Annotated in this window: 18 protein-coding genes and 1 riboswitch; of the genes, 15 read left to right on the top strand and 3 right to left on the bottom strand. The window is 70.2% G+C overall.

The window, feature by feature from the left end:
• Positions 1–11 precede the first annotated feature (11 nt).
• The 5 genes from ACIQD6_RS20260 to ACIQD6_RS20240 all read left to right on the top strand — a co-directional run bounded on the left by ACIQD6_RS20260 (position 12) and on the right by ACIQD6_RS20240 (position 6,223).
• Positions 12–1,022 carry a LacI family DNA-binding transcriptional regulator gene (locus tag ACIQD6_RS20260; protein WP_401884334.1) on the top strand — a complete coding sequence of 337 codons (1,011 nt, stop codon included), beginning with the start codon at positions 12–14 and terminating at the stop codon, positions 1,020–1,022.
• Positions 1,023–1,222: 200 nt separating this feature from the next.
• Positions 1,223–2,572, top strand: a complete 1,350-nt coding sequence (locus ACIQD6_RS20255; RefSeq protein ID WP_401884332.1) for an ABC transporter substrate-binding protein — start codon at positions 1,223–1,225, stop codon at positions 2,570–2,572.
• 7 nt (positions 2,573–2,579) lie between these two features.
• Positions 2,580–3,566 (top strand): carbohydrate ABC transporter permease, encoded by a 987-nt coding sequence (locus ACIQD6_RS20250; protein WP_401884330.1) that lies wholly within the window; start codon positions 2,580–2,582, stop codon positions 3,564–3,566.
• Between the two features lie 18 nt (positions 3,567–3,584).
• Positions 3,585–4,577: a carbohydrate ABC transporter permease gene (locus ACIQD6_RS20245; RefSeq protein ID WP_401884329.1), complete on the top strand. Its 993-nt coding sequence runs from the start codon at positions 3,585–3,587 to the stop codon at positions 4,575–4,577.
• 38 nt (positions 4,578–4,615) lie between these two features.
• The gene (locus tag ACIQD6_RS20240) at positions 4,616–6,223 is read left to right on the top strand and encodes a glycoside hydrolase family 13 protein (RefSeq protein WP_401884328.1); all 1,608 of its coding nucleotides are present in this window, start codon (positions 4,616–4,618) and stop codon (positions 6,221–6,223) included.
• Between the two features lie 34 nt (positions 6,224–6,257).
• Here the strand turns inward: ACIQD6_RS20240 and ACIQD6_RS20235 are convergent, their stop codons facing one another.
• Positions 6,258–7,493, bottom strand: coding sequence for a citrate synthase (locus ACIQD6_RS20235; RefSeq protein ID WP_401884326.1), 1,236 nt, complete (start codon positions 7,491–7,493; stop codon positions 6,258–6,260).
• Between the two features lie 138 nt (positions 7,494–7,631).
• Between ACIQD6_RS20235 and ACIQD6_RS20230 the strand changes: the two genes are divergently transcribed.
• The gene (locus ACIQD6_RS20230; RefSeq protein WP_401884453.1) at positions 7,632–8,795 is read left to right on the top strand and encodes a citrate/2-methylcitrate synthase; all 1,164 of its coding nucleotides are present in this window, start codon (positions 7,632–7,634) and stop codon (positions 8,793–8,795) included.
• A gap of 41 nt (positions 8,796–8,836) precedes the next feature.
• The gene (locus ACIQD6_RS20225; protein WP_401884324.1) at positions 8,837–10,063 is read left to right on the top strand and encodes a CobW family GTP-binding protein; all 1,227 of its coding nucleotides are present in this window, start codon (positions 8,837–8,839) and stop codon (positions 10,061–10,063) included.
• Between the two features lie 10 nt (positions 10,064–10,073).
• On the opposite strand, the gene ACIQD6_RS20220 is transcribed toward ACIQD6_RS20225, so the two are convergent.
• On the bottom strand, positions 10,074–12,524 hold the full coding sequence (locus ACIQD6_RS20220) for a DNA topoisomerase (ATP-hydrolyzing) subunit A (RefSeq protein WP_401884323.1): 2,451 nt from the start codon (positions 12,522–12,524) through the stop codon (positions 10,074–10,076).
• Between the two features lie 273 nt (positions 12,525–12,797).
• On the opposite strand from ACIQD6_RS20220, the gene ACIQD6_RS20215 reads away from it, so the two are divergent.
• The 4 genes from ACIQD6_RS20215 (at position 12,798) to ACIQD6_RS20200 (ending at position 17,680) form a co-directional block, all read left to right on the top strand.
• Complete coding sequence (locus tag ACIQD6_RS20215; RefSeq protein ID WP_401884452.1) at positions 12,798–14,153, top strand: M16 family metallopeptidase; 1,356 nt, start codon at positions 12,798–12,800, stop codon at positions 14,151–14,153.
• A gap of 17 nt (positions 14,154–14,170) precedes the next feature.
• Entirely contained in the window at positions 14,171–15,553 is a 1,383-nt protein-coding gene (locus ACIQD6_RS20210; protein WP_401884450.1) for a M16 family metallopeptidase, read from the top strand.
• A gap of 187 nt (positions 15,554–15,740) precedes the next feature.
• Positions 15,741–15,906: riboswitch (cyclic di-AMP (ydaO/yuaA leader) on the top strand.
• A 13-nt stretch (positions 15,907–15,919) separates the two neighbouring features.
• Positions 15,920–16,696, top strand: a complete 777-nt coding sequence (locus ACIQD6_RS20205; RefSeq protein ID WP_401884322.1) for a M23 family metallopeptidase — start codon at positions 15,920–15,922, stop codon at positions 16,694–16,696.
• Between the two features lie 294 nt (positions 16,697–16,990).
• Positions 16,991–17,680: a GntR family transcriptional regulator gene (locus ACIQD6_RS20200; RefSeq protein WP_401884321.1), complete on the top strand. Its 690-nt coding sequence runs from the start codon at positions 16,991–16,993 to the stop codon at positions 17,678–17,680.
• A gap of 172 nt (positions 17,681–17,852) precedes the next feature.
• On the opposite strand, the gene ACIQD6_RS20195 is transcribed toward ACIQD6_RS20200, so the two are convergent.
• Entirely contained in the window at positions 17,853–18,134 is a 282-nt protein-coding gene (locus ACIQD6_RS20195) for an HPr family phosphocarrier protein (RefSeq protein WP_401884319.1), read from the bottom strand.
• Between the two features lie 190 nt (positions 18,135–18,324).
• Between ACIQD6_RS20195 and ACIQD6_RS20190 the strand changes: the two genes are divergently transcribed.
• The 4 genes from ACIQD6_RS20190 to ACIQD6_RS20175 all read left to right on the top strand — a co-directional run bounded on the left by ACIQD6_RS20190 (position 18,325) and on the right by ACIQD6_RS20175 (position 24,066).
• Positions 18,325–21,300, top strand: a complete 2,976-nt coding sequence (locus ACIQD6_RS20190) for a GNAT family N-acetyltransferase (RefSeq protein ID WP_401884318.1) — start codon at positions 18,325–18,327, stop codon at positions 21,298–21,300.
• A gap of 196 nt (positions 21,301–21,496) precedes the next feature.
• A complete protein-coding gene (locus ACIQD6_RS20185) occupies positions 21,497–22,093 on the top strand; it encodes a DUF5998 family protein (protein WP_401884316.1) in 597 nt (198 codons plus the stop codon).
• Positions 22,093–23,289: an alkaline phosphatase family protein gene (locus ACIQD6_RS20180; RefSeq protein WP_401884315.1), complete on the top strand. Its 1,197-nt coding sequence runs from the start codon at positions 22,093–22,095 to the stop codon at positions 23,287–23,289. The genes ACIQD6_RS20185 and ACIQD6_RS20180 overlap by 1 nt, the downstream gene beginning before the upstream one ends.
• Positions 23,290–23,415: 126 nt before the next feature.
• The gene (locus tag ACIQD6_RS20175; protein WP_401884313.1) at positions 23,416–24,066 is read left to right on the top strand and encodes a thymidine kinase; all 651 of its coding nucleotides are present in this window, start codon (positions 23,416–23,418) and stop codon (positions 24,064–24,066) included.
• Positions 24,067–24,152: the final 86 nt, after the last annotated feature.

The raw sequence follows: 24,152 nt of genomic DNA, 5'->3' as shown, positions 1-24,152 counted from the left end.
GTCTTGCGTATATGACGCGACGACTTGCTCAGGTGGCGAAGAAGGTTGGGGTCAGCGAGGCCACGGTCAGCCGGGTGCTCAACGGCAAGCCCGGAGTCTCCCAGGCCACCCGGCAGTCGGTGCTGACCGCGTTGGACGTGCTCGGCTACGAACGGCCGACGCAACTGCGCGGAGAGCGTGCGAGGCTTGTCGGCCTGGTGCTGCCGGAGCTCCAGAACCCCATCTTCCCTGCGTTCGCCGAGGTGATCGGCGGGGCGCTGGCCCAGCAGGGGCTCACCCCCGTGCTCTGCACCCAGACGAAGGGCGGCGTCTCCGAGGCGGATTATGTGGAGCTGCTGCTTCAGCAGCAGGTGTCCGGGGTGGTCTTCGCCGGTGGTCTGTTCGCGCAGGCGGACGCCCCGCACGACCATTACCGGCAACTTGCGGAGCGCAGGATTCCGGTCGTCCTGATCAACGCGCCGATCGAGAATCTCGACTTCCCCTGCATCTCCTGCGACGACGCCGTCGCGGTCGAGCAGGCGTGGCGTCATCTGTCCTCGCTCGGCCATGAGCGCATCGGTCTGGTGCTCGGCCCGTCCGACCATGTGCCGTCCCGGCGCAAGCTCGCGGCGGCGCTCGCGGTGGCGAGAGCGGCCGGTGCGGAGCTGCCGGACGAGCGCATCGAGCGGACCATGTTCTCCCTGGAGGGCGGGCAGGCCGCGGCGTCGCGCCTGCTGGACCGGGGTGTCACGGGGATCATCTGCGCCAGCGATCCGCTGGCTCTGGGGGCGGTACGGGCCGCGCGCCGGCGCGGGCTCGGCGTACCGGGCGAGGTGTCGGTCGTCGGTTTCGACGACTCCGCCTTCATGAACTGCACCGAGCCGCCGTTGACCACGGTCCGTCAGCCGATCGAGGCCATGGGGCGGGCGGCCGTCGACATGCTGACCGCTCAGATCCAGGGGGGTGCGGTGCCGCCCGGGGAGCTGCTGTTCGAGCCGGAGCTGGTGGTACGGGGCTCGACCGCGCAGGCGCCACGCGGCTGACGCGGCCGTACGGACACGTACAGCCTTCTCCTCCTTTCCTCCCCCTCTCCTCCTTTCCTCTCCCTCCCCGGAACGCTGTCAATTATTTGCGATATTGGCGCGACATATTGCTGCGTCCCGTAGTTGATGGTTGAGTGAGCGCCGCCACACAGCGAGCAGCTGTGGGTTTCCCGACGCTCTGCCCTAGAGGGGTCCCGCCGATGAGACGTTCTGGGTTCCGCCGCACCTGTACCGCAGTCATGGCCTCCGCGCTGGCCCTCACCGGAGTGGCCGCGTGCGGCTTGGACAACGAGGACGCCGCCGGGGGCAAGACGCGTATCACCGTGAACTGCATGCCGCCGAAGAGCGCCAAGATCGACCGGCGGAGCTTCGAGGACGACATCAAGGCGTTCGAGAAGACGCATCCGGACATCGACGTCGTCGGCCATGACGCCTTCCCCTGCCAGGACCCCAAGACCTTCGACGCGAAGCTCGCCGGCGGCCAGATGGAAGACGTCTTCTACACGTACTTCACGGACGCCGGGCATGTCGTCGACATCAACCAGGCAGCGGACATCACCTCGTACGTGAAGGACATGAACGGCTACAACGACATCCATCAGTCGCTCCGGGACGTCTACACGGTCGACGGCAAGGTCTACGGAGTCCCGCGCACCAACTACTCCATGGGCCTCCTCTACAACAGGAAACTCTTCCGGCTGGCCGGTCTCGACCCCGACAAGCCCCCGGCCACCTGGGAGGAAGTCCGCGCCGCAGCCAAGAAGATCGCGGACCTCGGCGAAGGCCGGGTGGGATACGCCGACTACAGCGCGCAGAACCAGGGCGGCTGGCACTTCACCGCCGAGATGTACTCCCAGGGCGGCGACATCGTCAGTACGGACGGCAAGAAGGCGAAGGTCGACAGCCCCGAGGGGAAGGCAGTCCTCCAGAACCTGAAGGACATGCGCTGGAGCGACAACTCCATGGGCAGCAAGCAGTTGCTGATCCTCAACGACGTCCAGCAGATGATGGGTTCCGGCAAACTCGGCATGTATCTCGCCGCCCCGGACAACGTGCCGATCCTGGTCAAGGAGAAGGGCGGTTCGTACGAGGACCTGGCGCTCGCCCCGATGCCGGGTGGCAAGGGCACACTCATCGGTGGCGACGGCTACATGTTCAGCAAGAAGGCCTCTCCGCAGCAGATCGAAGCCGGCCTGAAGTGGCTGGAGTTCCAGACGAACGCCCCGGGCACCGGCCTCAACAACTGGCAGCGTGCCTCCGAGGTGAAGGCCCCGGTCGGACTTCCCGAGCCCCGGCTGTGGACCGGAGCCACGGACGCCAAGGACCAGGCGCTGAAGAAGCGTTACGCCAATGTCCCGGTCGGGAATTACCAGGCCTTTCTCGACGGCAGCCGGCAGCTCACCGCGAAGTTGGAGCCGCCGAAGGCGCAGCAGATCTACTCGGTCCTCGACGGAGCGGTCTCCTCGGTCCTCACCAGGAAGGACGCCGACATCGACCGGCTCCTGGCGGACGCGCAGTCCAAGATCGACGGAATCCTGGCCCGAGGCTGACGTATCGATGAAAACTACCCGGACTCAGACCGTCCACGCTCCCCGGGGGCCCGACGCCGGTGCGGCCGCGGGACCGTCCGGCGGTTCAGGGCCGCCCTCGGCGGGCCGACGGCCGGTCGCTCGCCCCTTTCGCCGCGCCCTGTCCCATCAGGTGCGCGCCTACGGCTTCCTGATCGGCGGCCTGATCTGCTTCGCGCTGTTCTCCTGGTATCCGGCGATCCGCGCGGTGATCATCGCCTTCCAGAAGTACACCCCGGGCGCGGATCCGGAATGGGTGGGGACCGCCAACTTCACCCATGTCTTCCAGGATCCGGAGTTCGGCACCGCCTGGCGCAACACGCTCACCTTCACACTGATCGCCCTGCTGATCGGATTCGCGGTGCCGTTCGTGATGGCGCTCGTCCTCAACGAGCTGCGCCACGCGAAGTCGTTCTTCCGGGTGGTGGTCTATCTGCCGGTGATGATCCCGCCGGTGGTCAGCGCCCTGCTCTGGAAGTGGTTCTACGATCCGGGCGCCGGTCTCGCCAACGAGGGGCTGCGCCTCCTCCACCTGCCCACGTCGAACTGGACCAACGGCGCGGACACCGCGCTTCTCTCCCTCGTCATCGTCGCCACCTGGGCGAACATGGGCGGCACGGTCCTGATCTACCTCGCCGCGCTCCAGGGGATCCCGGGGGAGTTGTACGAGGCGGCGGAACTGGACGGCGCCAGTCTCTGGCAGCGGGTGCGTCATGTGACCGTCCCGCAGACCCGCTTCATCATCCTGATGCTGATGCTGCTTCAGATCATCGCCACGATGCAGGTCTTCACGGAGCCTTTCGTGATCACCGGTGGCGGCCCGGAGAGCTCCACCGTCACGATCCTCTACCTCATCTACAAATACGCCTTCCTCTACAACGACTTCGGCGGGGCCTGCGCCCTGAGCGTGATGCTGCTGATCGTGCTCAGCCTCTTCTCCGCCCTCTACCTGCGGCTCACCCGCACCGACGACTGAGAGGATCGCGGCCCGGCAATGACCCGACGTATCCCGGCCGTACGCAACCCTGCCGCGCGAGCCCCTTCCGCACGAGTCCCTTCCGCACGCACCCCCGCACGAGTCCCTTCCGTACGGGTGTCTGCCGAGCGAGTCCACGCCGTACGCACCCTGGTGTCCCCGCTCACGCTCGCGACCACCCGGGGCAGGGCGCTCTACTGGACCGTCTTCAGCGGTGTCGTCCTCGCCTTCGTCCTGGCCTTCCTGTTTCCCGTGTACTGGATGGTCTCCGGCGCGATGAAGTCCCCGGACGAACTGGTGCGGACGCCACCGACACCGGTCCCCGAGACCTGGGATCCCGGCGCGTACGCCGACGCCTGGGACCTGATGCGGCTCCCGACCCACCTGTGGAACACGGTGGTGCAGGCCACCGGCGCCTGGATCCTCCAACTCGTCTTCTGTACGGCCGCGGCCTATGCCCTGTCCAAGCTCAAGCCGGCCTTCGGCAGAGTGATCCTGGGCGGCATCCTGGCCACCCTGATGGTCCCGGCCCAGGCACTTCTCGTACCGAAGTACCTGACCATCGCCGATCTCCCGCTGATCCACACCAGTCTGCTCAACGACCCGCTGGGCATCTGGCTGCCGGCCGTCGCCAACGCCTTCAACCTCTATCTGCTCAAGCGGTTCTTCGACCAGATCCCGCGCGATGTGCTGGAGGCGGCGGAGATCGACGGCGCCGGAAAACTGCGCACGCTCCGGTCGATCCTGCTGCCCATGTCCAGACCGGTGCTCGGGGTCGTGTCGATCTTCGCGTTGGTCGCCGTCTGGCAGGACTTCCTCTGGCCTCTGATGGTCTTCCCGGACACCGACAAGCAGCCCATCAGTGTCGCGCTCGTCCAGCTGTCGCAGAACATCCCCCTGTCGGTCCTGATCGCCGCCATGGTCATCGCCAGCGTTCCGATGGTGCTGATGTTCCTCGTCTTCCAGCGGCACATCATCGCCGGAATCAGCGCGGGCAGCACCAAGGGCTGACCGGCACCCGGCGTCGAACATCTCGAAAGGAACACCGCATGGAAGGCTGTCCTCCGGAGCCCGCCGACACACTCTGGTGGCGGGACGCCGCCATCTATCAGATCTACGTACGAAGCTTCGCCGACGGTGACGGTGATGGCACCGGCGATCTCGCGGGCGTACGGGCCCGGCTGCCGTACCTCGCGGAACTGGGCGTGGACGCCCTCTGGTTCACCCCGTGGTACCTCTCGCCCCTCGCCGACGGCGGCTACGACGTGGCGGACTACCGCACCATCGACCCGGCCTTCGGCACCCTCGCCGAGGCCGAGAAGCTCATCGCCGAGGCGCGGGAGCGGGGCATCCGTACGATCATCGACGTGGTGCCGAACCATGTCTCCGACCAGCACGCGTGGTTCGGCGCGGCGCTGGCGGCGGGACCGGGCAGCCCCGAGCGCGGACTGTTCCATTTCAGGACCGGGCGCGGCGAGCACGGCGAGATCCCGCCGAACGACTGGATCTCCGAATTCGGCGGCCCGGCCTGGACCCGGCTCGACGACGGCGAGTGGTACCTGCATCTCTTCGCCCCCGAGCAGCCCGACCTCAACTGGGCCCATCCAGCGGTGCGTCGGGAACACGAGGAGGTGCTGCGCTTCTGGTTCGACCGGGGTGTCGCGGGCGTACGGATCGACTCCGCCGCGCTGCTCGCCAAGGACCCCGCGCTGCCGGACTTCACCCCGGGGCGTGACCCGCATCCGTATGTCGACCTGGACGAACTGCACGACATCTACCGCTCCTGGCGTGCCATCGCCGATGAGTACGGTGCGATCTTCGTCGGCGAGGTGTGGCTGCCCGACACCGAGCGCTTCGTGCGCTATCTGCGCCCGGACGAGCTGCACACGGCGTTCAACTTCGCGTTCCTGTCCTGCCCGTGGGACGCGAACCGGCTGCGGAACGCGATCGACGAGACGCTCGCCGAGCACGCGCCGGTCGGTGCCCCCGCCACCTGGGTGCTCTGCAACCACGACGTGACCCGCACAGTCACCCGGTACGGGCGCGAGGACACCGGGTTCGACTTCGCGGCCAAGGAGTTCGGGACCCCGACCGATCCGGAACTCGGCACGCGCCGTGCGCGGGCGGCCGCGCTGCTGTCGCTGGCGCTACCGGGCGCCGTGTATCTCTACCAGGGCGAGGAACTGGGTCTCCCGGAAGTGGATGTTCCGCTCGACCGGATCCAGGATCCGATGCACGTGCGCTCCGGTGGGACGGATCCGGGCCGCGACGGCTGCCGGGTACCGCTGCCCTGGGCGGCTGACGAGCCGTACGCCGGTTTCGGTTCGGTGGGCGAACCCTGGCTTCCGCAGCCGGAGTCCTGGCCTTCGTACGCCGCCGGTCTCCAGTCGGGCGATCCGGCCTCGATGCTCGCCCTCTACCGCGAGGCCCTTCGGCTGCGCCGCACCGAACCGGGCTTCGGGGCCGGGCGGATGAGCTGGCTGGAGGCGGCTCCCGGGGTACTGTCGTTCGCCCGTACCGACGGGCTGATCTGCGTCGTCAATCTCTCCGACGAACCCGCCCGGCTCCCCGGCCACACGGCCGTCCTGCTCACCAGCGGTCCGCTGGACGGCGACGGGCGCCTGCCGCGGGACACGGCGGTCTGGCTGCGGGACTGACCCTCTTTGCTCGGGGCAGGACTCGGAGCACGCTTCAGGGCAGCGGCTGGGGCGGGCGGGGCCCGTGGTACTGCCCGCTCGGCCGCATCCGCAGCGGCCGTTCCTCGTACTCCTCCAGGGCATGCGCGATCCAGCCCGCCGTACGGGCCACGGCGAAGACCGTCTCGCCCGCCTCGGCCGGCATTCCGGCGGTCACCGACAGCACCGCCAGCGCCAGATCGACATTGGCGTGCAGCGGCACATGCCGCGCGGTGGTCGCCTCCACCTCCCGCGCCGCCGCCAGCACGGGACCGGCGTCGGGAAGCTCCCGCAGTACGGTGAACAGCGCCTCGGCGCGCGGGTCCCGGCCCGGGTAGAGACGGTGGCCGAGGCCGGGCACCCGTCGGCCGGCCCGCAGGTGGTCCGCCACCACGGCTGCCGCGCTGCCCCGCTCCAGGACTTCGGTGAGCATCCGGTGGGCGAGCCCGCTGGCCGCGCCGTGTAGCGGCCCGTCCAGCGCGCCCAGGCCCGCGGACACCACGGCGTACGGATGGGCACGGGCCGAGGCGGCGACCCGTACGGCGAGCGTCGAGGCCGCCAGATCGTGGTCGATGAGCAGCGACAGCGCCATGTCCAGGGCACGGATTCCCGCCTCACCCGCCGGTCGCGCGGTCAGCCGGGACCACAGCCGCCGGGCCAGCCTGCCGTCCCCGTCGTGTGGCGGACCGACCGCCGGGAGCGAGTCGACCAGGGTGGGGATGAGCGCGCGGGCGGTCCCCAGCACCGCGTCCCGGGAAAGGTCGAAGCGCAGCGGGTCGACGGCCGCCCCCGCGATGGCGGCCACCCGCAGCCGCTCCGTGGAGCCGCTGTGCGCGGGCAGGGCATCGACCGAGCGGCGGGCGGCGGCGAGTGACTCGGCGGGGGCGTCGAACCGGATCCCCGTCCGCAGGGTGCCCGTCCAGAGCCAGTCGGCGACCTCCTCGTAGTGGAAGCGCCGCGCCAGCTCGGTCGCGTCCACCCCCCGGTAGTAGTAGCGGTCCGCGTCGATCAGCGTGATGCCGGTGCGGATCCGCTGGAGGGCATCGCCGCCCGCCGGGGGCTCACGCCTGCCCTTGCGGACAAGCGCGTCGACCTCCTTGGCGTCGAAGGTGCTGCCGCGTCCCGCCGGCTCGCGCCGGCTGGCGAGCTGGCCTCGGCTGACGTACGCGTACACCGTCTCCGGCTTCACCCCGAGCCGGTCGGCGGCCTCCCGCGTGGTCAGCCGTTGCTCGTCCGCGATCTCGTCGTCCATGTCCTCACCGTACATACATTGATTCAATCAATATTGACACTGATCGAGTCAAGCATGGACAGTCGAATCAAGTCCAGGGAGGAAAGCATGCCGATCAACGGGACCAGCGGGATCAACGGAACAACCGACAGCAGTGAGATGGCCGAGGCCGCAGGGAGGCCCTCAGGACTCGGCGTACCTCGCGGACTCGCGGGCGTCGTCGTCACCGACACGGCGCTCGGGGACGTCAGAGGGCGCGAGGGCTTCTACCACTACCGCCAGTACTCCGCCGTCGAGTTGGCGGCGAGCCGCGGCTTCGAGGACGTCTGGCACCTGATGTTCCTCGGGAAACTGCCGGACGCGGCCGAGCGGGACGCCTTCACGGCACGCATCGCGCCCCTGCGCCGACTGCCCGAGGGGGTCACGGCGGCCCTGCCCGTCATCGCCCGGTCCTCCGCCCGGTCGGGCCCGCTCTCCGGGCTGCGGACCGCGCTCTCCCTCTACGGCGCCTCGGCCGGGCTGAGCCCGCTGTACGACATCGGCGCCGATCGCCGCCGTACGGAGGCCCTCGCCGCCTGTGCGGCCGTACCGACGATGCTGACCGCGCTGTACCGGCTGGGCCAGGGCCTGGAACCGGTCGAACCGCGCGACGATCTGCCGTACGCCGCCAACTACCTCTACATGCTGACCGGTTCGGAGCCGGATCCCGAGCGGGCGCGGGCGATCGAGCGGTACCTGATCTCCACCGTCGATCACGGCTTCAACGCCTCCACCTTCACCGCCCGGGTGATCGCCTCCACCGGCGCCGATCTCGCCGCCTGCCTGGTCGGCGCGGTGGGCGCGCTCTCCGGGCCGTTGCACGGCGGGGCGCCGAGCCGGGCCCTCGACACCCTCGACGCGATCGGGACCGTGGACCGTATCGATCCCTGGATCAGGGAACGGGTCATGGCGGGGGACCGGATCATGGGCTTCGGGCACCCCGTCTACCGCACCGAGGACCCGCGTTCCCGCATGCTGCGCGCCATCGCCGAGGACTTCGGCGGCCCGTTGGCCGACTTCGCCGTCCAGGTCGAGGCGCGCGTGGAGGCGATCCTGGCCGAGCTGAAGCCGGGCCGTGAGCTGCACACCAACGTGGAGTTCTACGCCGGCGTGGTCATGGAGCTGTGCGACCTGCCCCGCGCGATGTTCACGCCCACCTTCGCCGCGGCCCGGGTGGTCGGCTGGAGCGCCAATATCCTGGAGCAGGCGGAGGACTCCAAGATCATCCGCCCGGCGGCCCGTTACGTGGGACCGCCCCCGCCACAGCCGGTGCCGGCTGCCTGAGCGGGACGGAACCGACCCGACGCAGCACGGAGGCGCAACGCGTGAGCAGGAACCAGGCCCCACGGATCCCGGTGGTCGTCCTCACGGGCTTTCTGGGGTCCGGCAAGACGACCTTGCTCAACCATCTGCTGCGCCGCCGCGCGGGCAACCGGATCGCGGTGGTCGTCAATGACTTCGGCGCCATCGAGATCGACGCGATGACGGTGGCCGGGCAGGTCGGATCGACGGTGTCGCTCGGCAACGGCTGCCTGTGCTGCGCGGTCGACGCGAGCGAACTCGACGGCTACCTGGAACAGCTCACCAGGCCGTCCGCCCGGATCGACATCATCGTCATCGAGGCGAGCGGGCTGGCCGAGCCGCAGGAACTCGTCCGGATGATCCTCACCGGCGACCATCCGAACACCGTGTACGGAGGGCTGGTCGAGGTCGTCGACGCGGCCGAGTTCGACGCCACCCGGGAGCGCCATCCCGAGATCGACCGGCATCTCGCGATCGCGGACCTCGTGGTCCTCAACAAGACCGACCGGGTGGCGGAGACGGAGCGTGAGCGCATCCTCTCCGTCATCGGGGAGCTGGGCCCGGGAACGCCGGTGGTCTCCGCCTCGTACGGACGGATCGACCCGGAGCTGCTCTTCGACCCGGCTGTCCGCCCGGACGGGGAGGAGAAGGCGCGCCAGCTCTCCTTCGAGGATCTGGACACGGAGGATCTGGACCCGGAGGACGGGCACGCGGACCATGACGGCCATCTCCACGCGGCGTACGAGAGCGTCTCGTTCACGGCGCGCGCCCCGATGAATCCGCGGCGGCTCATGGCCTTCCTCGACTCCAGGCCCCCAGGGCTCTACCGGATCAAGGGATTTGTCGACTTCGGCGCCGCCGACCCGGCCAACAGCTACGCCCTGCACGCGGTCGGCCGGTCTCTGCGCTTCCACCCGGCGCCCTGGGCGCGCGGTGCGGAGCGGCTCACCCAGCTGGTGCTGATCGGCTCGGGCATCGAGCAGGACGTCCTGCTCAAGGAGCTGGAGGCCTGTGAGGAGACGGGGCGACAGGACGCCGCCGCCGACGAACGCGCCATGTGGGGCGTCCTGCGCTACGTACCCGACCTGTCCCAGCCGGAGCCCGAGGACGAGCCCCAGCCGGAGCCGGAGGACGAGCCCGAGGACGTGCCCGAGCCGGAGCCCGATCCCGGGTCCGGCGATGACCCGGAGCCGGGGTCCGGGAATGAGACCGGGTCCGGGCCCGAAGGCCCGGCCCCGGACAGGTCATGACTCCCGTACGTCAGTGCGCGGGCCCGGCCAGCACGTCGATCGCCAGTGCGTACGGCGTGCCCGAGCCGTCCCGGCGCGGGTCCGGCTCCGGCAGCTCAACCGGTGTGCCGTTCTTCTGCGAGGCGCGGGCCGGGCCCGCCCCCGCCCAGGCCAGGACCAGCAGGTCCTCGCCCTTCAGGAACCGGTGACAGCGCACCCCGCCCGTCGCCCTGCCCTTGCGTGGGTACTGGTCGAACGGGGTGAGCTTCGCCGTACGTACGGAGTCGTCCAGCGTCCCGTGCGAGCCGGTGAGCGTGAAGACCACACCGTCGGCCGACGGCTCCACCGCCGTGAAGGAGATCACCGAGGCGCCGTCCGTCAGCTTGATTCCCGCCATACCGCCGGCCGCCCGGCCCTGCGGCCGTACCTGCGACGCCTGGTAGCGCAGCAGTTGGGCGTCGGAGGTGATGAAGACCAGGTCCTCCTCGCCCGTCCGCAACTCGACGCCACCGACGACCCGGTCGCCCTCCTTGAGAGAGATGACCTCCAACTCGTCCTTGTTGGCCGGATAGTCGGGCACCACCCGCTTGACGACGCCCTGGAGCGTGCCCAGCGCGAGCCCGGGGGACGACTCGTCGAGCGTGGTCAGACAGACCAGCTCCTCGTCCCCCTCCAGCGCGAGGAACTCGGAGACCGGCGCTCCGCCCGACAGGTTCGGCGCCGAGGCCGTGTCCGGCAGTTGCGGCAGGTCGATCACCGAGATCCGCAGCAGCCGGCCGGTGGATGTCACCGCACCGATGTCGCCACGCGCCGTCGCCGGCACGGCCGAGACGATCGCGTCGTGCTTGACGCGTTTGCCGTCGCTGCCCTCCAGCGGCTCGCCGTTGGCCGTACGGGCCAGCAGGCCGGTCGAGGAGAGCAGCACCCGGCACGGATCGTCCGCGACCTCCAGCGGCACCGCGGTCACCGCGGAACCGGCGGACTCCAGCAGGACCGTGCGCCTCGGCGTGCTGAACTTCTTCGACACCGCGGCCAGTTCGGTCGAGACCAGCTTGCGCAGCTCGGCGTCCGACTCCAGGATCCCGGTCAGCTCGTCGATCTCGCCGTTCAGTCGGTCGCGCTCGCTCTCCAGCTCGATCCGGTCGAACCGGGTGAGCCGGCGCAGCGGCGTGTCCAGGATGTACTGCGTCTGGACGTCGCTCAGCGAGAAGCGCTCGATCAGCCGCTCCTTGGCCTGCGCCGAGTTGTCACTCGACCGGATCAGCCGGATGACCTCATCGATGTCGATGAGCGCGACAAGAAGTCCCTCGACCAGGTGAAGCCGGTCGCGCCGCTTGGTCCGCCGGAACTCGCTGCGCCGGCGCACCACCGTGAACCGGTGGTCCAGGTAGACCTCCAGCAGCTCCTTGAGGCCCAGCGTCAGCGGCTGTCCGTCCACCAGCGCCACATTGTTGATGCCGAAGGACTCCTCCATCGGCGTCAGCTTGTAGAGCTGCTCCAGCACGGCCTCGGGCACGAAACCGTTCTTGATCTCGATGACCAGGCGCAGGCCGTGCGCGCGGTCCGTGAGGTCCTTGACGTCCGCGATGCCCATGAGCTTCTTGGCGGAGACCAGGTCCTTGATCTTCGAGATGACCTTCTCCGGACCGACCGCGAACGGCAGTTCCGTGACGACCAGGCCCTTGCGGCGAGCGGTGACGTCCTCCACCGCCACGGTGGCCCGGATCTTGAAGCTGCCCCGGCCCTTCTCGTACGCGTCCTTGATGCCGGTCAGGCCGACGATCCGGCCACCGGTCGGCAGGTCGGGACCCGGCACGAAACGCATCAGCGTCTCCAGGTCCGCGCCCGGGTGCTTGATCAGGTGGCGTGCGGCCGCCACGACCTCGCCCAGATTGTGCGGCGGCATGTTCGTCGCCATGCCGACGGCGATCCCGGAGGTGCCGTTGACCAGCAGGTTCGGATACGCGGCGGGAAGCGTGACCGGTTCTCGCTCCTGGCCGTCGTAATTTGACTCAAAATCGACGGTGTCTTCGTCGATCGACTCGGTCATCAGTGACGTGGCGTCAGCCATCCGGCACTCGGTGTACCGCATCGCGGCCGGTGGGTCGTCATTGCCGAGCGAGCCGAAGTTCCCGTGTCCGTCGACCAGGGGCAGCCGCATCGAGAACGGCTGTGCCATCCGGACCAGGGCGTCGTAGATCGACGCGTCTCCGTGCGGGTGCAGCTTGCCCATCACCTCACCGACGACGCGGGCGCACTTCACATACCCGCGGTCGGGGCGCAGGCCCATCTCGTTCATCTGGTACACGATGCGGCGGTGCACCGGCTTCATGCCGTCACGGGCGTCCGGCAGGGCCCGGGAGTAGATCACCGAGTACGCGTACTCGAGGAAGGAGCCCTGCATTTCATCGACCACGTCGATGTCGAGAATCTTCTCCTCGAAGTCCTCCGGCGGCGGGGTCTTCGTGCTGCGGCGGGCCATCGCTGCTGCGGCTCCTTCACAGGTTTCTGTACGACAACTACTGGAACTGACGCGGACCATTGTGGACCGCGCCACTGACAACGCTGACCTCGACCCGTCGTTGAGAGCGCGTCGCGCGTGTGCGGCACGACGGACGGCGAGTGTGTCAGCGGGTGTGACACAGGGGGTGACGGCGGGTGTGCGGTACGGCCGACGGCACGGGAACTTCGCCAGGTGTCAGCACGCTTGCATACAGTGGCAGGACTTCTCCATATCGCGATCGAAGGGACGTACATGCCCATGGGTCACACGGCCACAGCGCAGGCCGGTACCGGCGGCCTGACAGCGACTGAGCACCGGCTGGCCAACGGCCTGCGCGTGGTGCTCTCCGAGGACCACCTGACCCCGGTCGCCGCGGTCTGCCTCTGGTACGACGTCGGCTCACGCCATGAAGTCAAGGGCCGTACGGGCCTGGCTCACCTCTTCGAGCACCTGATGTTCCAGGGCTCGGCACAGGTGAAGGGAAACGGCCACTTCGAGCTGGTGCAGGGAGCGGGCGGCTCCCTCAACGGCACCACCAGCTTCGAGCGCACCAACTACTTCGAGACGATGCCCACCCACCAGCTGGAGCTGGCGCTCTGGCTGGAAGCCGACCGGATGGGCTCGCTGCTCGCCGCGCTCGACGAAGAATCCATGGAGAACCAGCGGGACGTCGTCAAGAACGAACGCCGCCAGCGGTACGACAACGTGCCCTACGGTACGGCCTTCGAGCGGCTGACCGCTCTCTCCTACCCGGAGGGGCACCCGTACCACCACACCCCGATCGGCTCGATGGCCGACCTGGACGCCGCCACGCTGGAGGACGCCCGCGCGTTCTTCCGTACGAACTACGCGCCGAACAACGCGGTGCTGTCGGTCGTCGGTGACATCGATCCCGAGCAGACGCTCGCCTGGGTCGAGAAGTACTTCGGCTCCATCCCGTCCCACGACGGCAAGCAGCCGCCGCGTGACGGCGCACTCCCCGACATCATCGGCGAGGAGCTGCGCGAGGAGATCCAGGAGGAGGTCCCGGCGCGCGCGCTGATGGCCGCCTACCGGCTGCCCCACGACGGCACCCGCGAGTGCGACGCCGCCGACCTGGCGCTCACCGTCCTCGGCGGCGGGGAGTCCTCCCGCCTCCACAACCGCCTGGTGCGCCGCGACCGTACCGCCGTCGCCGCGGGCTTCGGGCTGCTGCGCCTGGCGGGCGCCCCGTCGCTCGGCTGGCTGGACGTGAAGACGTCCGGCGGTGTCGAGGTACCGGAGATCGAGACCGCGGTCGACGAGGAGCTGGCCCGCCTCGCCGCCGAGGGGCCGACCGACGAGGAGATGGAGCGGGCGCAGGCCCAGCTGGAGCGCGAATGGCTGGACCGGCTCGGCACGGTCGCCGGCCGCGCCGACGAGCTGTGCAGGTTCGCCGTCCTGTTCGGCGACCCGCAGCTGGCGCTGTCCGCCGTCACGCGCGTGCTGGACATCACGGCGGAGGAGGTGCGGGCCGTCGCCGCGGAGCGGTTGCGCCCGGACAACAGGGCGGTACTGGTGTACGAACCGCTCACCGCCGCCGATGACGACGACGCCGAGACCGACGAGCACGAGGGGGCGGACCAGTGACCGACGCTGCCGTGACCATGGACTTCCACCCACAGCCGACCGCCGGCGAAGCCCGGCCCTGGGCCTTCCCGGCCCCCGGGCGCGGCGCGCTCGACAACGGCCTGACCGTGTTGCGCTGCGACCGCCCGGGACAGCAGGTGGTGGCGGTCGAGATCATTCTCGACGCACCGCTGGAAGCCGAGCCCGAAGGGCTCGACGGCATCGCCACCATCATGGCGCGGGCCCTCTCCGAAGGCACCGACAAGCGCTCCGCCGAGGAGTTCGCCGCCGAGCTGGAGCGCTGCGGCGCCACGCTCGACGCGTACGCCGACCACCCGGGCGTACGGGTCTCCCTGGAGGTCCCCGTATCCCGGCTGCCCAAGGCGCTCGGGCTGCTCGCCGAGGCGCTGCGCGCCCCCGCCTTCGCGGACAGCGAGGTCGAGCGGCTCGTACGGAACCGGCTCGACGAGATCCCGCACGAGACCGCCAACCCCGGCCGCCGCGCCGCCAAGCAGCTCTCCAAGGAGCTGTTCCCGGCCTCCGCGCGCATGTCACGACCGCGCCAGGGCACCGAGGAGACGGTCGAGCGCATCGACGCCGCGGGCGTACGTGCCTTCTACGAGGCGCACGTACGTCCCGCCACGGCCACCGCGGTCATCGTCGGCGACCTCACCGGCGTCGACCTGGACGCGGTGCTCGCCGACTCCCTCGGCACCTGGACCGGCAATACCGCCGCTCCCCGTCCCGTACCGCCGGTGACCGCCGACGACACGGGCCGTGTGGTGATCGTGGACCGGCCCGGCGCCGTCCAGACCCAGCTGCTGATCGGCCGTATCGGCCCGGACCGGCATGACCGGGTCTGGCCCGCGCAGGTGCTCGGCACGTACTGCCTGGGTGGCACCCTCACGTCCCGGCTCGACCGGGTGCTGCGTGAGGAGAAGGGCTACACCTACGGTGTACGGGCCTTCGGCCAGGTGCTGCGCTCCTCGGCTCCCTCGACCCCGGGCGGGGTGACGGGCGCCGCGATGCTCGCCATCAGCGGCTCCGTGGACACCGCGTCCACCGGCCCGGCGCTGGACGACCTCTGGACGGTGCTCCGCACCCTCGCCGCCGAAGGCCTCACCGACGCCGAGCGGGACGTCGCCGTGCAGAACCTGGTGGGGGTGGCACCGCTCAAGTACGAGACGGCGGCGTCCGTCGCGGCCACGCTGGCCGACCAGGTCGAGCAGCACCTCCCGGACGACTTCCAGGCGCAGTTGTACGCGCGCCTTGTGGAGACCGGCACCGTGGAGGCGACCGCCGCGGCCGTCAACGCCTTCCCGGTGGACCGGTTGGTGACCGTGCTCGTGGGTGACGCCGCCCAGATCGAGGAGCCGGTCAAGGCTCTCGGTATCGGTGAAGTGACCGTCGTCACCGGCTGATCCGGCCTCAGGAGGGAACCCTGGCGACACCTGTCGCCGGGGTTCCCGTGGTATGTCCGTTTTGTTGGAGAGGTTGCCCGTCTGCCCTGTGGCGATGCCAACAAAACTTCCTGTCTGTTTGGCGAACGAAAGATGACCCGCTTAGCGTCGGTCCGGCTGTTCGCCAGTTGCGCCGCACCGCGGCGTCGGACAGTCATCGCCGAGTCCCCGTCAGGCGCGAGCCTGGGGAGCCGGGGACCCACGTAGTCCCTGGGGTGAATCGGACGCCTTCGCGCACCGGCGCGGAGGGGCCCGTAGGAGACCTTCCTGCTCCGAACCCGTCAGCTAACCCGGTAGGCGAGAAGGAAGGAAAGGACCAGCCACTTCATGGCGTTCACCCGTGCCACCGGGAAGCATCGTGCCCGGAGCAGAATGAGCCGCAAGGGCGCGAGCGTCGCCGGCGCCGCGACTCTCACCGCGACCGGAGTCATCGGCACCCTGGCCTCTTCCCCGGCACTCGCCGCCACCACCGACGTCCAGGCGGCCCAGCAGACCGGCCTGGCCCAGGCCATCACCATCGACGAGTCCCTCGCGGGCACGGTCGACACCCAGGCGGAGGCCCAGCACCAGGCCGCCGCCCGTGCCAAGGCACAGGCCGTGGCGGAGGCGGAGGCCAAGCGCAAGGCCGTGGCGCGCGCCAAGGAGATCCGTGCCGAGGAGGCCCGTGCGGCCCGTGAGGCCGAGCGCAAGCGCCTCAACGCCTTCCAGCTCCCGGTCGCCGGCTCGTACGTCACCACCGGCTACCAGAGCGGCGGCTCCCTCTGGTCCTCCGGCAGCCACTCGGGCATCGACTTCCGCGCGGCGTCCGGCACTTCGGTCGTTGCCGTCGGCGCGGGCACCGTGGTCGAGGCGGGCTGGGGCGGTTCGTACGGCAACAACATCGTGCTCAAGATGAAGGACGGCACGTACACGCAGTACGGCCATCTCTCCTCGATCGGCGTCTCCGTCGGCCAGAGCGTCACCCCGGGGCAGCAGATAGGTCTCTCGGGGGCGACCGGCAACGTCACCGGGCCGCACCTTCACTTCGAGGCCCGCACGAGCCCGGACTACGGCTCCGACATGGACCCCGTCGGCTACCTGCGCGCGCACGGCGTGAACGTCTGACGAAGCACTCCGACCGACCGCTCCGACCGATCGCTCGGACTGACACTCCGATCACTTCGCTCGTCCGAAGGCCCCGGCCCGTGCCGGGGCCTTCGTGCGCTTCCGCGCCCTCCGTGGCCTTCCGTGCCGCCCGGAGCCTTTCGAGCGGTCCGGTGGCCTTCCGTATCCGCCGCTCTGGCCAAAAGATATCCATGGATTCCGACTCCCCATCGGAAATTCGTGCTGATTGCAATAGAGTCACGGAACAGGCGTCAATCAGCAGAGTTTCGCGCGGATTAAGTCGGAGGTTCGGACATGCGCATTCCCGCGCACTCGGTATGCACGGCGATCCGCGACGACATCGTCTCCGGTCTGTTCGAGCGGGGCAGCCGCCTCACCGAGGAGCAGCTGGCACGGCGCTACGGCGTCTCCCGCGTCCCGGTGCGCGAAGCCCTGCGCACCCTGGAGTCGGAGGGCTTCGTGACCACCCGCCGCCATGCCGGCGCGTGTGTGGCCGAGCCCTCGGAGCAGGAGGCGGGGGATCTCCTGGAGGTGCGGCTGCTGCTGGAGCCGCTGGGTGCCGCACGCGCCGCCCAGCGCCGCACGGAGGCCCACCTCAAGGTGCTGCGCGGCCTGGTCAGGCTGGGCCAGGAGCGGGCCCGCAGGGGCCAGGGCGAGGATCTGCGCTCGCTCGACGCCTGGTTCCACGAGACGCTCGCCCAGGCGTCGGGAAGCCCGGGGCTGATCGCCCTGCTCACCCAGACCAGGCACAAGATCGCATGGATGTACGTGGCCGAGCAGCCCGCCCACCCCGTGGAGTCCTGGGCGGAGCACGGCGCGATCGTGGACGCGGTGGCCCGTGGTGACGCGGAGCGGGCGCGGGCGCTCACGGCCCTGCACGCGGAGCGGACGGCGGCGACGCACAGGCTGCGGAAACCAGGCCGGATCCGGGAAAGAGTGAGGCCTTCGCAACATGCCGTAAACACCGCGAGCGTCCGTACTTAACAATCCAGCCGTATACAAAGAACATAAATATGCGGGGCTTATTTCCTGCTGCCCGTACGCTTTATCCGTACGCGTTATCCGCGCGAGCTGTCGGCACAAAAGAACGGAGCCGTGGTGTGCTGAATTCAGCACACCACGGCTCCGCTGCGGAATTACCCGGTACGGTCGGGTGTCAGACCGTCTCGGGAAGCTCGTCGAGGCCCTCGGAAACCAGCTTCGCCAGCCGGTCCAGAGCGGCGTCGGCGCCCTCCGCCTCGGAAGCGAGCACGATCTCCTCGCCGCCCTGCGCCCCCAGGCCGAGCACCGCGAGCATGGAGGCGGCGTTGACGGGGTTACCGTCGGCCTTCGCGATCGTCACGGGGACGCCGGCGGCCGTGGCGGCGCGGACGAAGATGGAGGCGGGACGGGCGTGCAGGCCCTCGGCCCAGCCGACATTGACGCGGCGCTCAGCCATGGTATTGCCCTTCAAGTCGCAAAAAGTCTCAAAATGATGCCTGCACCAGCCTCTCATGTGCCGTCGAAAGTTCATCTGTCGGCCCCGAACAGGCCCGGTACCAGAGCCCTCCACGGCCTCCGGCCAGGCAGGGAACCCGGCCCCCGGCTACGGACCCGCCCCTGCCGGGCTCGCGCCGTACGCTTTGGACATGGAGAAGCCGCAGGATCACGTCTACCCCGCGCACTGGGAGGCGGACGTGGTGCTCCGCGACGGTGGCACCGCCCGGATCCGGCCCATCACCACCGAGGACGCCGAGCGTCTGGTCAGCTTCTACGAGCAGGTCTCCGACGAGTCGAAGTACTACCGCTTCTTCGCCCCCTACCCGCGCCTCTCCGACAAGGACGTGCACCGGTTCACGCACCACGACTACGTGGACCGGGTGGGGCTCGCGGTGACGGTGGGAGGGGAGTTCATCGCGACCGTCCGGTACGACCGCACGGACCGGCGCGGACTGCCCGCGTCCGCGCCGGCCGACGAGGCAGAGGTCGCGTTCCTCGTCCAGGACGCCCACCAGGGGCGCGGAGTCGCCTCCGCCCTCCTCGAACACATCGCCGCGGTCGCCCGCGAGCGCGGTATCCGGCGCTTCGCCGCCGAGGTGCTGCCCGCCAACAGCAAGATGATCAAGGTGTTCCGGGACGCCGGGTTCACCCAGAAGCGCAGCTTCGAGGACGGCTCCGTACGCCTCACTCTCGACCTCGAACCCACCGCCGAGTCCCTCGCCGTGCAGCGCGGCCGGGAACAGCGCGCCGAGGCCCGCTCGGTGCAGCGGCTGCTCGCACCCGGCTCCGTCGCCGTCGTCGGCACCGGCCGCGCGTCCGGCGGCGTCGGCCGCACGGTCCTGCGCAATCTGCTCGACGCGGGCTTCACCGGCCGTACGTACGCGGTGAACAGCGCCTTCTCCGAGGACCGACACGAGATCGACGGCGTCCCCGCGTTCCGCTCCGTGGCGCGGATCGGAGAGCCCGTCGACCTCGCCGTCCTCGCCGTTCCCGCGGAACGGGTGCCGGAAGCGGTCGCGGACTGCGGCCAGCACGGCGTCCAGGGCCTGGTGGTCCTCACCGCCGGCTACGCGGAGAGCGGCGATCCCGGAAAGGGGGCCCAGCGCGAACTGGTGCGGCAGGCGCGTTCGTACGGGATGCGCATCATCGGTCCGAACGCGTTCGGGATCATCAACACCGCCACCTCCGTCCGGCTGAACGCCTCACTCGCGCCCGAACCTCCCGACCGGGGGCGCATCGGCCTCTTCACCCAGTCGGGCGCCATCGGTATCGCCCTGCTCTCCGGGCTCTACCGGCGCGGCGCGGGTCTGTCGTCCTTCATCTCCGCGGGCAACCGCGCGGACGTCTCCGGCAACGACATCCTCCAGTACTGGTTCGAGGACCCGGACACCGATGTCGCCCTGCTCTACCTCGAATCGATCGGCAACCCGCGGAAGTTCACCCGGCTCGCCCGCCGTACGGCGCTGGTGAAGCCGGTCGTGGTCGTCAAGGGCGCGCGCCACAGCGGCAGTACGCCACCGGGACACGCGGTCCCGGTCAGCCGTATCCCGGACACGACGGTCTCGGCGCTGATGCGGCAGGCCGGGGTGATCCGTGTCGACACGGTCACCGAACTGGTCGACGCGGGGCTCCTGCTCGCCTCCCAGCCCCTCCCGCGGGGCCCGCGCGTCGCGATACTCGGCAACTCCGAATCCCTCGGCCTCCTTACGTACGACGCGTGCCTCACGGAAGGGCTGCGCCCCCTCCCGCCCCTGGACCTCACGACCGCGGCGTCCCCGGCGGACTTCCGCGCGGCTCTCACGGCGGCCCTGTCCGACCCGGCGTGCGACGCGGTGGTGGTGACGGCGATCCCCCGGGTCGGCGAGAGCGCGGCGATGGACCCCACCGACGGCGGCGCGCTGGGGACCGCCCTGCGCGAGGCGGTGGCGAGCGGCCCGGCGAAGCCGGTCACGGTGGTGCACGTGGAAATCGGCGGCCTGGCCGAGGCACTCTCGGCGGTGGAGGGCAGCCCGCCCACGTCAACAGCCGCTGACGGTACGGGGCCGGGGGCAGGCGGCGGGCCGGACACACGCCATGCTCCCGGAGCCAGAACCTCAGTCAGTCCCGACGCCCGTCCGGAAGCAGAAGCCGCAGCCGGTCCCGCCCCTGGATCCGCAACCGCAACCGCAACCGCAACAGGAACTCCAACCGCGACCGGAACCGCAACCACGGACACAGCAGTTCAGCGCTCCCCTGCGGCCGCCCCCTCCGGCCGGATCCCCGCCTACCCCGCCGCCGAACGCGCCGTCCGCGCCCTCGCCGAGGCCGTCGGATACGCACAGTGGCGGCAGCAGGCCGCCGAGCCCGGAAAGGTGCCCGAGGCCATCGACGACGCCATCGACGAGAGCGCGGCCGCCGCGCTGATCGACCGGCTGCTCGGCGGCGCGTCCGACGCCGGCGGCGCGCCCCTCACCGCCGCCGACGCACGGGAACTGCTCGCCCTGTACGGCATCCCCGTACGGCAGGCGCTCCCCGCCCCCGGTCCCGACGCCGCCGTCTCCGCCGCCGCCCGGCTCGGGTACCCCGTCGCCCTGAAGACCACCGCGTCCCGTCTGCGCCACCGCGCCGACCTCGGCGGCGTACGGCTGGACCTCCCCGATGAGGCACAACTGCGCCTCGCCTACCACGAGCTGACCGAGACGCTCGGCACGGCCGCCGAGCTGCGGCTCGTCGTCCAGTCCATGGCGCCCCGGGGCGTGGACACCGTCGTACGGGCCGTCATCGACGCGGCCGCCGGCGCCGTCCTCTCCTTCGGACTCGCCGGAGCGCCCTCCGAGCTGCTCGGCGATGTCGCGCACCGGCTCGTTCCCGCCACGGACCGCGACGCCGCCGAGCTGATCAGATCCATCAGGACGGCACCGCTCCTGTTCGGCTGGCGCGGTTCCACGCAGGTTGACACCGCCGCCCTGGAGGAGCTGCTCCTGCGGGTGTCCCGGCTGGTCGACGACCACCCGGAGATCATCTCCGTGGCCCTGGAGCCCGTCGTCGTAGCCGCCCACGGACTCTCCGTCCTCGACGCGAGCGTCCGGCTGGCGACGCCCCCCGCCCGCGACGATCTCGGCCCGCGCAGCCTCCCCAGCTACTGAGCGGTGGAAGGGGAGCCGCCGGAGGAGCAGCCGATCAACCGAGGGGATCGACCCAGGAGATCGGGGGAGATCGGAGGAGATCGGCCGAGGGGATCAGAGAGGATCGGCCGAGGGGATCAACTGAAGGCCCGGCCGCAGGATGGCCAGGCCCTCCGGGCGTCTCCGGCAGCCATCCCGTCCCCGTAGGATGGAGCCCATGGCGAAGACCGGTACGACGACCCAGGGGCTGCGCACGGCGATCGAGCGCAGCGGCTACTACCCGGCTCTCGTGGCCGAGGCGGTGGAGGCCGCAGTCGGTGGTGAGCAGATCGCGTCGTACCTGGTGCACCAGGAGACGACCTTCGACGCCAACGAGGTGCGCCGGCATGTCACCGTCCTGGTGCTGACGGCCCACCGTTTCATCGTCAGCCACACCGACGAGCAGGCAGCCGACTCCAGCTCCCCGACGCCGTACGCCACCACCTCCACCGAGTCGGTCAAGCTCGACCGGATCTCGTCCGTCGTGGTCAGCCGCGTCGTCGCCAACCCGGAGTCGTACACCCCCGGCACCCTGCCCCGTGAGGTCGTCCTCACCATCGGCTGGGGCGCCGTCTCCCGGATCGATCTCGAGCCCGCCGCCTGCGGCGACCCCAACTGCGAGGCGGACCACGGCTACACCGGCAGTTCCACCGCCGACGACCTGAGCCTGCGTGTCAGTGAGGCCGGCGACGGCCCCGACACCGTCCGCCAGACGCTCGTGTTCGCCCAGTCCCTCTCCGAAGCCACCGCCGCGATCGCGGCGACCGGCCGCTGATGGCCGCCGAGGCCCTCTGGCAGGATCCCGTCCCGCTCGCCCTCGACACCGCGCCGCTGCCCGAGTACGGCAGTGGCTCGCTCGCCGACCTGCTGCCCACGCTCGCGGCCGGCCAGGGCGTACCGGATCTGACCGCGACCATCTCCGAACTGACTCCCGCCGACCGGAACTGCGTCTTCCTGATCGACGGCCTCGGCTGGGAACAGATCAAGGCCCACCCCGACGAAGCTCCGTATCTGACCTCCCTGCTCGGCAGCTCGCGCGGGCACACGGGCCGCCCTCTCACGGCCGGTTTCCCCGCCACCACGGCGACCTCCCTCGCCTCCGTCGGTACGGGGCTGCCGCCCGCCGCGCACGGCCTGCCCGGCTACACCGTCCGCGATCCCGCGACCGGCGCGCTGATGAACCAGCTCCGCTGGAAGCCCTGGACCGAGCCGCACGTCTGGCAGCCGTATCCCACGGTCTTCCAGCTCGCCGAGGCGGCGGGTGTGCACACCGTGCAGGTGTCCGCCCCGACCTTCGCGCACACCCCGCTCACCAAGATCGCGCTCAGCGGCGGCACCTTCCACGGCCGGCTCTCCTGCGAGGACCGGATGGACCTGGCCGCCGCCGAACTCGGCGCGGGAGACCGGTCGCTGGTCTACACGTACTACAGCGAGGTCGACGGCAAGGGCCACCGCTTCGGCGTCGACTCCGACGCCTGGCGCGGCCAACTCATGTACGTGGACCGGCTCGTCCAGCGGCTCGCCGAGCAACTGCCTCCGCGGAGCGCGCTCTACGTGACCGCCGACCACGGCATGATCGACATCCCCTTCGACGAACAGTCCCGCATCGACTTCGACGAGGACTGGGAACTGAGCGCCGGGGTCGCCCTGTTGGGCGGCGAGGGCCGGGCCCGCCATGTCTACGCCGTGCCGGGCGCCGAGGCGGACGTTCTCACCGTCTGGCGCGAGGTGCTCGGCGAGCAGTTCTGGGTGGCGAGCCGGGACGAGGCGATCGCGGCGGGCTGGTTCGGGCCGGCCGGCGCGATGGACGAGCGGGTGTACGGACGGATCGGCGATGTCGTCGCGGCGGCCCACGCCCCCGTCGTGATCACCGCCTCCGTCAAGGAACCGCACGAGTCGGCGATGGTCGGGATGCATGGCTCGATGACCCCCGTCGAGCAGCTCGTCCCGCTCCTCGAAGTACGCTCGTAACCTTCCGGGCGACACTCGCCCGACGGCCCGCAGCACCGATTTGCCGGGGCATTCGACACCTCCCGCAAGGGCCGGAGGGTGTCGCCGCCGCCCGGCCTGCTCGACCCGAAAGGTCACCTTCCACTGATGTCCGAACTGGTTTTCTTCTCCGGCACCATGGACTGCGGGAAGAGCACGTTGGCGCTCCAGATCGGCCACAACCGTTCGGCCCGGGGGCTCCAGGGTGTGATCTTCACACGGGACGACCGGGCGGGAGAAGGCAAGTTGTCCTCGCGGCTGGGGCTGGTCACGGACGCGGTCGAGGCCACCGAGGGTATGGAGCTGTACGCGTACCTGGTGGACCGGCTGTCGAAGGGCGGCAAGGCGGACTACGTGATCGTGGACGAGGCGCAGTTCCTGGCGCCCGAGCAGATCGACCAGCTCGCGCGGATCGTGGACGACCTCGGGCTGGACGTCTTCGCCTTCGGTATCACCACTGACTTCCGCACCAAGCTGTTCCCCGGCTCGCAGCGGCTGATCGAGCTGGCCGACCGGGTCGAGCAGCTCCAGGTGGAGGCGCTGTGCTGGTGCGGGGAACGGGCCACCCACAACGCGCGCACGGTCGGCGGCGAAATGGTCGTCGACGGCGCCCAGGTGGTCGTCGGCGACGTGCACCGTCCCGCCGAGGAGGTCGGCTACGAGGTCCTGTGCCGCCGCCACCACCGGCGCCGCATGACCAGCTCCTCGGCGCATGCCGGCGCACTGTCGCCGGACGTACTGCCCGTCACCCCCGGGTGAGCGGCGGGCAGCTGCCGGTCACCCGGTGGTGACGGGCCGGTGAGCGCCCCGCCTAGGGCCTCTCGTTTGGATCTTGCCGGGCTCGC

The sequence above is a fragment of the Streptomyces sp. NPDC088400 genome (assembly GCF_044753355.1).
GTDB lineage: Bacteria > Actinomycetota > Actinomycetes > Streptomycetales > Streptomycetaceae > Streptomyces.
Note: the sequence above shows the minus strand (reverse complement) of the source record. Positions and strands in the feature narration are given on the sequence as shown.

Coding starts and splice junctions, on each gene's coding strand:
- ACIQD6_RS20215 (WP_401884452.1), top strand. CDS start 12,798: ATGCCCATGGGTCACACGGCCACAGCGCAGGCCGGTACCGGCGGCCTG.
- ACIQD6_RS20250 (WP_401884330.1), top strand. CDS start 2,580: ATGAAAACTACCCGGACTCAGACCGTCCACGCTCCCCGGGGGCCCGAC.
- ACIQD6_RS20175 (WP_401884313.1), top strand. CDS start 23,416: ATGTCCGAACTGGTTTTCTTCTCCGGCACCATGGACTGCGGGAAGAGC.
- ACIQD6_RS20240 (WP_401884328.1), top strand. CDS start 4,616: ATGGAAGGCTGTCCTCCGGAGCCCGCCGACACACTCTGGTGGCGGGAC.
- ACIQD6_RS20235 (WP_401884326.1), bottom strand. CDS start 7,493: ATGGACGACGAGATCGCGGACGAGCAACGGCTGACCACGCGGGAGGCC.
- ACIQD6_RS20180 (WP_401884315.1), top strand. CDS start 22,093: ATGGCCGCCGAGGCCCTCTGGCAGGATCCCGTCCCGCTCGCCCTCGAC.
- ACIQD6_RS20205 (WP_401884322.1), top strand. CDS start 15,920: ATGGCGTTCACCCGTGCCACCGGGAAGCATCGTGCCCGGAGCAGAATG.
- ACIQD6_RS20220 (WP_401884323.1), bottom strand. CDS start 12,524: ATGGCCCGCCGCAGCACGAAGACCCCGCCGCCGGAGGACTTCGAGGAG.
- ACIQD6_RS20185 (WP_401884316.1), top strand. CDS start 21,497: ATGGCGAAGACCGGTACGACGACCCAGGGGCTGCGCACGGCGATCGAG.
- ACIQD6_RS20190 (WP_401884318.1), top strand. CDS start 18,325: ATGGAGAAGCCGCAGGATCACGTCTACCCCGCGCACTGGGAGGCGGAC.
- ACIQD6_RS20230 (WP_401884453.1), top strand. CDS start 7,632: ATGGCCGAGGCCGCAGGGAGGCCCTCAGGACTCGGCGTACCTCGCGGA.
- ACIQD6_RS20210 (WP_401884450.1), top strand. CDS start 14,171: ATGGACTTCCACCCACAGCCGACCGCCGGCGAAGCCCGGCCCTGGGCC.
- ACIQD6_RS20260 (WP_401884334.1), top strand. CDS start 12: ATGACGCGACGACTTGCTCAGGTGGCGAAGAAGGTTGGGGTCAGCGAG.
- ACIQD6_RS20195 (WP_401884319.1), bottom strand. CDS start 18,134: ATGGCTGAGCGCCGCGTCAATGTCGGCTGGGCCGAGGGCCTGCACGCC.
- ACIQD6_RS20245 (WP_401884329.1), top strand. CDS start 3,585: ATGACCCGACGTATCCCGGCCGTACGCAACCCTGCCGCGCGAGCCCCT.
- ACIQD6_RS20255 (WP_401884332.1), top strand. CDS start 1,223: ATGAGACGTTCTGGGTTCCGCCGCACCTGTACCGCAGTCATGGCCTCC.
- ACIQD6_RS20200 (WP_401884321.1), top strand. CDS start 16,991: ATGCGCATTCCCGCGCACTCGGTATGCACGGCGATCCGCGACGACATC.